We start from the raw sequence: 8,122 nt of genomic DNA, 5'->3' as shown, positions 1-8,122 counted from the left end.
CCAAAGATCGTGAGTGTTTGGTCCAAGAGCCTTGGACCAAACACTCACGATCTTTTGGCGTGGGGCGATCGGGTCAGCGCTTGTTGAACTCGTCCTGGATGCACTGCTGCATCTTGGTCGGGTCCTGGTCGTACTGCTGGCACTTCTCGGCGACGTCCGCGAAGGCGATCGTGAAGATCAGCATCGCGATGCCCATGAGGGTGCCGATGATGCCGAGGGTCAGGCCGGCCATCGACAGGCCCTTGCCACCGACGAGGCCCTGCTTGGCCTTCTTGTTGCCCATCACGCCGAGCACGATGGCGACGATGCCGGCGATCAGGCCCGGCCAGCCGCCGCAGCACGCCAGCGGGATCGACAGGATGCCGAGGATCAGGGCGATGATGCCGAGCACGTTCGTGCCCTGTGGCTGCGGGGCGTAGCCCTGACCGTAGGGCTGGTTGCCGTAGGGCGGCTGGCCGCCGTCATACGGCTGTCCGCCACCCACCGGCTGGGACGGCTGGCTCCCGTGGGGCTGGCTGCCGTAGGGCTGGCTCCCGTAGGCGCCGCCCGAGGCGGGACGCTCCGGCTCTCCGGCCGGCGGCGGCGGGTTCTGCGGGTTGTCGGTCATGGATTTCCCCTCTCGTCTGTGACAGAAGCGCCTGTCAAGGCGACGGTGCCACGCTAGCCGCCTGCTCGACGCGCCCCGGGGAGGTGTGCCGTGTGTCCGCCGGCCGTGGCCGTATCGTGGCCGTGTGCCGCAGACGTCCGCCCCGGCGCCCGCACGCTCGTCCTCCGAGCGCGGTCGGGTCGTGCTCGCCCTGCCGCTGGGGCTGCTGGCCGGCCAGGCGGTGGCCCTCGGTGCCCTCGCCGTCCGCGACCCGCACCGGCCGGGGTCCTGGGGCGGTTGCCCCTTCCTCGCCCTGACCGGGCTGCCGTGCCCCTGGTGCGGCGGGCTGCGCTCCGTCCACGACCTCGTCCACGGTGACGTCGTCGCCGCGCTGTCCTCCAACGCCCCCACCGTCCTCGCGGTCCTCGCCCTCCTGGCCGGCACCATCGCGTGGACGGTCGTGGCGTGGCGGGCCCGGCGGCGAGGGGCCGCCGACCCGGTCGTCATACGGCTCCAGGGGGCCCCCGTCGGGCGTTGGGTCGCGGCGGTGCTCCTGCTGTGGTGCGCCTTCGGCGTCGCCCGCTGGTGGGCGCCCCTGGCGTGGTGGCAGCCCTAGTCGACGCGTGGACGGATTCGGTGACCGCGCCGCGAGTGGCTAGCCTGAGCCCGTGGCTTCGGTACTCGACGACATCATCGGCGGCGTCCGCGAGGATCTCGCGCGCCGCCAGGCGCAGACCTCGCTGGACGCGCTGAAGGAGCGCGCCTCCCAGGTCGAGCCGGCCAAGGACGCCCGAGCCGCGCTGGCCCTGGGCCGCACCGCCGGGGTCCGGGTGATCGCCGAGGTCAAGCGGTCCAGCCCGAGCAAGGGGGCCCTCGCGCTCATCGCGGATCCGGGCGGGCTCGCGGCGGACTACGAGGCCGGCGGGGCCAGCGTCATCAGCGTCCTCACCGAGCAGCGCAGGTTCGGCGGCAGCCTGGCCGACCTCGACACGGTGCGGGCCGCCGTGGACGTGCCGGTGCTGCGCAAGGACTTCATGGTCGAGCCCTACCAGCTGTGGGAGGCGCGGGCGCACGGCGCCGACGTCATCCTGCTGATCGTGGCGGCGCTCGAGCAGTCCGTCCTGGTCTCGATGCGGGAGCGCGCCGAGTCCCTCGGCATGACCGCCCTGGTGGAGGTGCACGACGAGGACGAGGCCCGCCGGGCGCTGGACGCCGGGGCCAGGGTCGTCGGCGTCAACAACCGCAACCTCAAGACCCTCGAGGTCGACCGCTCCACCTTCGGACGCGTCGCCGCGCTGCTGCCCGACACGGTCGTGCGCGTCGCCGAGTCGGGGGTCCGCGGACCTCACGACGTCATGGACCTCGCTCGCGCCGGTGCCGACGCCGTGCTCGTGGGGGAGTCCCTCGTCACCGGGGGCAGCCCCCGGGACGCCGTCGCCGAGCTCATCGCCGCCGGCGCCCACCCGGCCCTGCGCCACTGACCCCCGGAGCCCCCATGGACGACTCGACCGAGACCCCCACCACCGCGCCGGACCAGCCGCGCGAGCCTCACCGCCCGCACCGGTCTCCCAGCGACGCCGGCCCGGGCGACCCGGTGGGCCGGTTCGACGACTTCGGCGGCCGCTACGTCCCCGAGGCGCTGGTCGCGGCGCTGGAGGAGCTCGACGAGCAGCGCCTCAAGGCCGCCCGCGACCCGGAGTTCCTCGCCGAGCTCGAACGGCTGCAGCGGACCTACACGGGCCGCCCGAGCATCATCACCGAGGTGCCGCGCTTCGCCGAGCACTGCGGGGGAGCGCGGGTCATCCTCAAGCGCGAAGACCTCAACCACACCGGCTCCCACAAGATCAACAACGTGCTCGGCCAGGCGCTGCTGACCCGGCGCATGGGCAAGACGCGCGTCATCGCCGAGACGGGGGCGGGCCAGCACGGCGTGGCCACCGCGACCGCGGCAGCGCTCATGGGGCTTGAGTGCGTCGTCTACATGGGGGAGCGGGACACCGAGCGGCAGGCCCTCAACGTCGCCCGCATGCGCCTCCTCGGCGCCACGGTCGTGCCCGTGACGCACGGCAGCCGGACGCTCAAGGACGCGGTCAACGAGGCCTTCCGCGACTGGGTCGCCAACGTCGCCACCACCCACTACGTCCTGGGGACGGTCACCGGGCCGCACCCCTTCCCGGAGATGGTCCGCGACTTCCACAAGGTCATCGGCGAGGAGGCCCGGGAGCAGGTCCTCGAGCTCGTGGGCCGGCTGCCCGACGCGGTCTGCGCCTGCGTGGGCGGTGGGTCCAACGCGATGGGCATCTTCCACGCGTTCGTGCCCGACCGCGACGTGCGGCTCGTCGGCCTGGAGGGCGGCGGCGAGGGCGTCGAGTCCGGACGTCACGCATCGCGGTTCGCCACCGGCACCCCGGGCGTGCTGCACGGCGCCTTCACCTACCTGCTCCAGGACGACGAGGGGCAGACCATCGAGTCGCACTCGGTCTCGGCCGGCCTGGACTACCCCAGCGTGGGACCCGAGCACGCGGCCCTGCACGCGTCCGGTCGTGCGGAGTACCACCCGATCACGGACGACGAGGCCATGGAGGCCTTCCGGCTGCTCACCCGCACCGAGGGCATCCTGCCGGCCATCGAGTCCAGCCACGCGCTCGCCGGCGCCATGAAGCTCGGGCGCGAGCTCGGGCCCGACGCCGTCATCCTCGTCAGCCTGTCCGGCCGCGGGGACAAGGACGTCGACAGCGCCGCCCGCTGGTTCGGGCTGATGGACGGCGAGGACTTCGCCCGCGCCGAGGAGATCAAGGCCTCCGAGCCGGTCGGCGACAACGAAGGAGTGGGCCAGTGAGCTCCCGCGTCACCGACGTCCTGCGGCGCTGCCGCGACGAGCACCGGGCCGCCCTCGTGGGCTACCTGCCCGTGGGCTACCCCGACGTCGACCGCTCGATCGAGGCCATGGTCGCCATGGTCGAGGCAGGCGTGGACATCGTCGAGGTCGGCATCCCCTACAGCGACCCGGTCATGGACGGCCCGGTCATCCAGGACGCCGCCGTGCAGGCCCTCGCGGGTGGGGTGCGGCTCGCCGACGCGTTCCGCGCGGTCCGGGCCATCACCGACGCCGGTGGCGCCGCGGTGTGCATGACCTACATCAACCCCGTGCTGCGGTATGGCGTCGACCGGTTCGCGGCCGAGCTCGCGGCGAACGGCGGCTCCGGGCTGATCACCCCCGACCTGATCCCCGACGAGGCCGGAGCCTGGATCGACGCCGCGGAGCGGCACGACCTGGACCGCATCTTCCTGGTCGCCCCCTCGTCCACCACCGAGCGCCTGGCGTCCACGTCCGCCGCCTGCCGCGGCTTCGTCTACGTCACCGCCCTCATGGGCGTCACCGGTGCGCGGGCGGCCGTCGGGCCCGAGGCGGCCCACCTGATCGAGCGCACCCGCGCCGTCACCGACACCCCGCTGTGCGTGGGGCTCGGCGTCTCCACCCGCGAGCAGGCGGCTCAGGTCGCGGCCTACGCGGACGGGGTCATCGTCGGGTCGGCGCTCGTCCGCGCTCTCGGCGAGGGTGTCGAGGAGCTGCAGGGCGTCGTCCGCGAGCTGGCGGCCGGCGTCCGGGAGGGCGGCCGATGAGGACCCGCGGCGTGAGCGAGTGGGTGGGCCTCGTGGCCCGCCTCGTGCTGGGCGTCGTCCTCGTCGTGTCGGGCTACCTGAAGGTCGGCTCTCTCGAGTCCTCCGCCGAGGCGGTGCGGGCGTTCAAGATCCTGCCCTACGACCTGGCCAACCTGGTGGGCTACGTCCTGCCGGTGCTGGAGCTCGCCATCGGTGCGTTGCTCGTGCTCGGGCTGTTCACGCGGATCGCCGGGATCGCCGGGGCCCTGCTCATGGTCGCCTTCCTGATCGGCATCGTGAGCGTGTGGGTGCGTGGCATCTCCATCGACTGCGGCTGCTTCGGCGGGGGTGGCGTCGTGGCGCCCGAGGACACCAACTACCTGTGGGACGTCGTGCGTGACGTCGGGCTGCTGCTCTGCGGCGTGTGGCTCGCCGTCCGACCACGCACCCCTGCGAGCATGGACCGATGGCTCTTCGGAGCCCCGACCACACACTGATCGAGGAGCACCACCGATGAGCACGAGCTACGAGGAGCGGCGCCGCAAGGCCCAGGCCGCGGCCCCCAGGAACAACAAGGGCAAGGTCGTCGCGGCCGCCGCGCTCGTCGCGCTGCTCGTCCTGGTCGCCGTCGGCTGGGCGATCTGGTCGCAGCAGTCCCACAAGAGCGAGGTGGCGCAGAAGATCGCCAACGCCTCGACGCCCCCCAACGCGACCGCGGACGGCGGCGGGATCGTCGCCAACCCCGGCAAGGCCAAGGCCGGAGCGCCCACCCTCGTGATCTACGAGGACTTCCAGTGCCCGATCTGCAAGCAGGTCGAGGACGCCGTCGGCCCGACGGTGACGAAGCTGTCGGACGAGGGCAAGATCAAGCTCGAGTACCACCTGCGCAGCTTCCTGGACGAGAACATCAAGCGCGCGATGCCCACCGTCCCCAACCCGGACTCCTCCCTGCGCTCCGCCGCGGCCGCGAGCTGCGCCGACGCGGCCGGGAGCTTCAAGGCCTACCACGACGTGGTCTTCAAGCATCAGCCCGAGGAGGGCAAGGGCTACACCGACCAGCAGCTGCGGGTCGACCTCGCCCAGGAGGCGGGACTCTCCGGTGACGCGCTCGACGGGTTCCAGAGCTGCGTGCAGGACAAGAAGATGATCGGCTTCGCGACCAAGATGGAGCAGGTCGGCCAGCAGAAGGGCAACACCGGCACGCCGCAGTACCTCCTGAACGGCAAGGAGATCCCCTTCCAGACCTTTGCCCAGGATCCGGCCAAGCTCGAGCAGGCCGTCGCCGCGGCGACCAAGTGACGATGCTCCTCCCGACCGAGATCCCCAGCCCCACCCAGGGCGTCTGGTACCTCGGGCCGGTGCCCCTACGGGCCTATGCCCTGTGCATCCTCGCGGGGATCCTGGTCGCGGTGTGGCTGACGCAGCGGCGTCTCGCGGCGCGTGGCGGGGACCCCGAGCGCGTCATCGACGTGGCGATGTGGGCCGTGCCGTTCGGCATCGTCGGCGGGCGGCTCTACCACGTGATCTCCTCGCCCCAGGCCTACTTCGGCGAGGGCGGCAATCCCGTCGACGCCCTCAAGATCTGGAACGGCGGCCTCGGCATCTGGGGCGCCGTCGCCCTGGGCGCGCTCGGAGCGTGGATCGGTTGTCGTCGCAGCGGCGTGTCCTACCTCGACTTCGCGGACGCCCTCGCGCCGGGCCTGATCATCGCCCAGGCCATCGGGCGGTGGGGCAACTGGTTCAACAACGAGCTGTATGGCGGACCCACCGACCTGCCCTGGGCGCTGCAGATCCACGAGTGGGACGCCACGACGGGGGAGGCCGTGCGGGACGCGGGGGGCCAGGCGGTCGTCCTCGGCAGTTACCACCCCACGTTCCTCTACGAGTCGCTGTGGTGCCTCGGGGTGGCGGCGCTGCTCGTGTGGGCGGACCGACGGTTCCGGCTGCGCCCCGGCCAGGTGTTCGCGCTCTACGTCATGGGCTACACGCTGGGCCGGGTATGGATCGAGATGATGCGCGTCGACGAGGCCAACCGCGTGCTCGGGCTGCGGCTCAACGTGTGGACCAGCCTCCTCGTCTTCGCGTTCGGTCTGGCCTGGTTCGTCCTGGCTCGCCGACGGTCGCGAACCGTCTCGACGACCGACCCGATGGAATCTCATACTTCGGAATGAATAACGAGTCCCTCCCCGGTGGGGGGCACTCTTTCACCCGTGTCTCTGCGTGGCCACCGCCGTCCCCGCAGCGATGCCTCATGACCCGACGGCACCCGCCGTCCGGCCCAGCACGGAGGACGGTGATCACCTGATGTCCCAGTCGTCTGCGACGTCCGCGAACCCCCCAAGCACCCAGGTCCCCCCGACGTTCGCGCGCTTCGGCGCCCAGCCCTCGGACCAGGGTCTCTACCGCTCGGACAACGAGCACGACGCCTGCGGGGTCGCCATGGTGGCCACCCTGCGCGGCACCGCCGGTCACGACATCGTCGACCAGGCCCTGCTGGCCCTCACCAACCTGGAGCACCGCGGCGCCACCGGCGCCGACCCGCTCGTGGGCGACGGCGCCGGCATCCTCACCCAGGTGCCCGACGAGTTCCTCCGCGGCGTCGCGGACTTCCCGCTCCCCGCCGCCGGCACGTATGCCGTGGGCACGGCCTTCCTGCCCCAGGACGAGGCCGAGCGGGCCGAGGCCGTCCGCACGATCGAGCACATCGCCTCGGAGGAGAACCTCAAGGTCCTCGGCTGGCGCGAGGTGCCGGTCGAGCCCGGCTGCGTCGGCCAGGTCGCCCGCGACTGCATGCCCCACTTCGCCCAGCTGTTCGTCTCCGACATCACCGGTCGCCGACAGGGCCTCGAGCTCGACCGGCTGGCGTTCTGCCTGCGCAAGCGCGCCGAGCACGAGGCGCACGTCTACCTGCCGTCGCTGTCCGCGCGCACCCTCGTCTACAAGGGCATGCTCACCACCGCGCAGCTCGAGCAGTTCTACCCCGACCTGTCGGACGAGCGGTTCGCCACGTCGCTGGCCCTGGTGCACTCGCGGTTCTCGACCAACACCTTCCCGTCCTGGCCCAAGTCGCACCCCTACCGATACATCGCCCACAACGGCGAGATCAACACCGTCAAGGGCAACCGCAACTGGATGCGCACGCGCGAGTCGATGCTGCGCAGCGACGTCATCCCGGGCGACCTCGAGCGCCTCTACCCGATCTGCACGCCGGACGGGTCGGACTCCGCGTCCTTCGACGAGGTCCTCGAGCTGCTGCACCTCGGTGGCCGGTCCCTGCCGCACGCCGTGCTGATGATGATCCCCGAGGCGTGGGAGAACCACGCCGAGATGGACCCCGCCCGCAAGGCCTTCTACGAGTTCCACTCGATGTTCATGGAGCCCTGGGACGGGCCCGCCTGCGTGACGTTCACCGACGGCTCGCTGGTCGGAGCGGTGCTCGACCGGAACGGCCTGCGGCCTGGCCGGTACTGGGTCACCGACGACGGTCTGGTCGTCCTGGCCTCCGAGTCCGGCGTCCTGCCCCTGGACGAGCAGCACGTGGTCCGCCGCGGGCGCCTGCAGCCGGGCCGGATGTTCCTCGTCGACACCGAGGCCGGCCGGATCGTCGAGGACGACGAGATCAAGTCCACGCTCGCCGCCGAGAAGCCCTATGCCGAGTGGCTCGAGGCCGGCGTCATCAAGCTGTCCGACCTGCCCGAGCGCGAGCACATCGTGCACACCGCGGCCTCGGTCACGCGTCGTCAGCAGACCTTCGGCTACACCCTCGAGGAGCTGCGGATCCTGCTGACCCCCATGGCGATCAACGGAGCCGAGGCCCTCGGGTCGATGGGCACCGACACCCCCATCGCCGTGCTCTCCAGCCGGCCGCGCATGCTGTTCGACTACTTCACGCAGCTGTTCGCGCAGGTCACCAACCCGCCGCTCGACGCGATC

General features: G+C 71.8%; 9 protein-coding genes. 8 read left to right on the top strand and 1 reads right to left on the bottom strand.

Annotated features, from left to right (window positions below; genetic code table 11):
- Positions 1 to 73: 73 nt before the first annotated feature.
- A complete protein-coding gene (locus B2P18_RS04750; RefSeq protein WP_286956202.1) occupies positions 74 to 607 on the bottom strand; it encodes a hypothetical protein in 534 nt (177 codons plus the stop codon).
- Between the two features lie 124 nt (positions 608 to 731).
- On the opposite strand from B2P18_RS04750, the gene B2P18_RS04745 reads away from it, so the two are divergent.
- The 8 genes from B2P18_RS04745 to B2P18_RS04710 all read left to right on the top strand — a co-directional run.
- Positions 732 to 1,202, top strand: coding sequence for a DUF2752 domain-containing protein (locus B2P18_RS04745; protein WP_029210466.1), 471 nt, complete (start codon positions 732 to 734; stop codon positions 1,200 to 1,202).
- Positions 1,203 to 1,254: 52 nt separating this feature from the next.
- A complete protein-coding gene (trpC, locus tag B2P18_RS04740; protein WP_029210467.1) occupies positions 1,255 to 2,067 on the top strand; it encodes an indole-3-glycerol phosphate synthase TrpC in 813 nt (270 codons plus the stop codon).
- A gap of 14 nt (positions 2,068 to 2,081) precedes the next feature.
- Positions 2,082 to 3,425, top strand: coding sequence for a tryptophan synthase subunit beta (trpB, locus tag B2P18_RS04735; protein WP_286956197.1), 1,344 nt, complete (start codon positions 2,082 to 2,084; stop codon positions 3,423 to 3,425).
- Positions 3,422 to 4,210: a tryptophan synthase subunit alpha gene (gene trpA / locus B2P18_RS04730; RefSeq protein WP_029210469.1), complete on the top strand. Its 789-nt coding sequence runs from the start codon at positions 3,422 to 3,424 to the stop codon at positions 4,208 to 4,210. The genes trpB and trpA overlap by 4 nt, the downstream gene beginning before the upstream one ends.
- Positions 4,211 to 4,221: 11 nt before the next feature.
- Positions 4,222 to 4,686, top strand: coding sequence for a MauE/DoxX family redox-associated membrane protein (locus tag B2P18_RS04725; protein WP_029210470.1), 465 nt, complete (start codon positions 4,222 to 4,224; stop codon positions 4,684 to 4,686).
- 16 nt (positions 4,687 to 4,702) lie between these two features.
- A complete protein-coding gene (locus tag B2P18_RS04720; RefSeq protein WP_029210471.1) occupies positions 4,703 to 5,488 on the top strand; it encodes a DsbA family protein in 786 nt (261 codons plus the stop codon).
- Positions 5,489 to 5,490: 2 nt separating this feature from the next.
- On the top strand, positions 5,491 to 6,360 hold the full coding sequence (gene lgt / locus B2P18_RS04715; protein WP_286956186.1) for a prolipoprotein diacylglyceryl transferase: 870 nt from the start codon (positions 5,491 to 5,493) through the stop codon (positions 6,358 to 6,360).
- 133 nt (positions 6,361 to 6,493) lie between these two features.
- A partial coding sequence (locus B2P18_RS04710) for a glutamate synthase central domain-containing protein (protein ID WP_286956184.1) occupies positions 6,494 to 8,122 on the top strand: 1,629 nt, incomplete at its 3' end.

This window comes from Arsenicicoccus sp. UBA2120 (genome assembly GCF_002330965.1).
Lineage (GTDB): Bacteria > Actinomycetota > Actinomycetes > Actinomycetales > Dermatophilaceae > Arsenicicoccus > Arsenicicoccus bolidensis.
The sequence above is the reverse complement of the archived record's forward strand: the minus strand, read 5'-3'. Positions and strand labels throughout refer to the sequence as shown.

Bases quoted from the DNA above. Each gene is read 5' to 3' on its own strand.
- B2P18_RS04750 (WP_286956202.1), bottom strand. From the start codon at position 607: ATGACCGACAACCCGCAGAACCCGCCGCCGCCGGCCGGAGAGCCGGAG.
- lgt (WP_286956186.1), top strand. From the start codon at position 5,491: ATGCTCCTCCCGACCGAGATCCCCAGCCCCACCCAGGGCGTCTGGTAC.
- trpB (WP_286956197.1), top strand. From the start codon at position 2,082: ATGGACGACTCGACCGAGACCCCCACCACCGCGCCGGACCAGCCGCGC.
- B2P18_RS04720 (WP_029210471.1), top strand. From the start codon at position 4,703: ATGAGCACGAGCTACGAGGAGCGGCGCCGCAAGGCCCAGGCCGCGGCC.